The following is a 1,187-nucleotide window of genomic DNA, read 5'->3' as shown; positions in this document are numbered from 1 at the left end:
CACCGACCACGAAAATGTTTAGCTTACAGAACTGCTAGTGAAGCTCTAGAGGATGAGTTCAAGTAAATGTTGCACTTATTCTTGCAATTTATCATTTTTTAACAACTTCATTTTAATTTCCTATCAAGGTCACATAACTGATATTATCCAAATCAGCAGTTGGTGTAACGTAAACTTTTCGCTTTCCCAATTCCTTAGCATCATTAACTGACGATACCTTTCCGACACTAATACCGGCAATGCTCTTACCATCTAAACCGCTGGTTACAACACTATCATCTTTCTTTAGCTCTTTATCGGCATTAAGCTCCTCAATAACAAGAAGATTTTTCTTAGCATTATAGCCAGTAAGTATTCCGTATACATCTCCAGAGGAACCAGAAATCTTCACGGGAATCTCATAAGTCCCTTCTGAGTTGGATATAAGTTGGATGCTGGCATTCGATTTGGATAAATCAGCAACCCGTCCAACCAAGCCCCCATCAGAAACAGCCAACATACTGGAAGATACGCCGTCGTTTTTTCCAACATTAAGAGAAAGACTTTCATACCAAGATAAGGTAGACCGAACAGTTACCTTACTGGTAATAGTCTTATAGTTTGAAAAACTCTTTTCGATTTCCAAAGCCTTAGATAAGCTTGAATTTTCTTCCTTCAAAGTATTCAAATCAGACGATTGATCACGCATCTCAGAAATACTTTTCTTTAGCTTTTCATTCTCGCTATAAGTTTCGTATAAATCAACTAACTCGTTTTTTGTATTTTCTACCACTTGGAAAGGGTAAGAAAATACAGAGTCAATTTTTGAAGTAAAGCCACTAATTGGTGTTGTTATGGTCCGAACCAGACTATTATTTCGAAAGATAAAAAAAAGAAGTACTAAAAAAATTAAAAGACTTGTCACAGTTAGGGTAAGTACACGGGAAAATCTAATTTTTTTCATAAGGGACCTCTTTTTTAAGATAAACAAAACGAGATATCTTTCGATAACTCGTTACTTCACTAATACGGAGAATGGGGGATTCGAACCCCCGCGCCGGTTTCCCGACCTAACGATTTAGCAAACCGTCCTCTTCAGCCTCTTGAGTAATTCTCCAACAATAGTCCGTACGGGATTCGAACCCGTGTTACCGCCGTGAAAAGGCGGTGTCTTAACCCCTTGACCAACGGACCTTGTTGCTAATGGG

1 protein-coding gene and 2 tRNA genes are annotated in these 1,187 nt (G+C 38.3%); all 3 read right to left on the bottom strand.

Annotated elements, in window-relative coordinates:
• Positions 1–112: 112 nt before the first annotated feature.
• The 3 genes from mreC to BS63_RS0110285 all read right to left on the bottom strand — a co-directional run bounded on the left by mreC (position 113) and on the right by BS63_RS0110285 (position 1,173).
• Positions 113–943: a rod shape-determining protein MreC gene (gene mreC / locus BS63_RS0110295; RefSeq protein ID WP_002963423.1), complete on the bottom strand. Its 831-nt coding sequence runs from the start codon at positions 941–943 to the stop codon at positions 113–115.
• 65 nt (positions 944–1,008) lie between these two features.
• Positions 1,009–1,096, bottom strand: a tRNA-Ser gene (locus tag BS63_RS0110290).
• A gap of 5 nt (positions 1,097–1,101) precedes the next feature.
• A tRNA-Glu gene (locus tag BS63_RS0110285) sits at positions 1,102–1,173 on the bottom strand.
• Positions 1,174–1,187: the final 14 nt, after the last annotated feature.

The organism is Streptococcus sobrinus DSM 20742 = ATCC 33478, assembly GCF_000686605.1.
In the GTDB taxonomy this organism is placed as follows: Bacteria; Bacillota; Bacilli; order Lactobacillales; family Streptococcaceae; genus Streptococcus; species Streptococcus sobrinus.
Note: the sequence above shows the minus strand (reverse complement) of the source record. Positions and strands in the feature narration are given on the sequence as shown.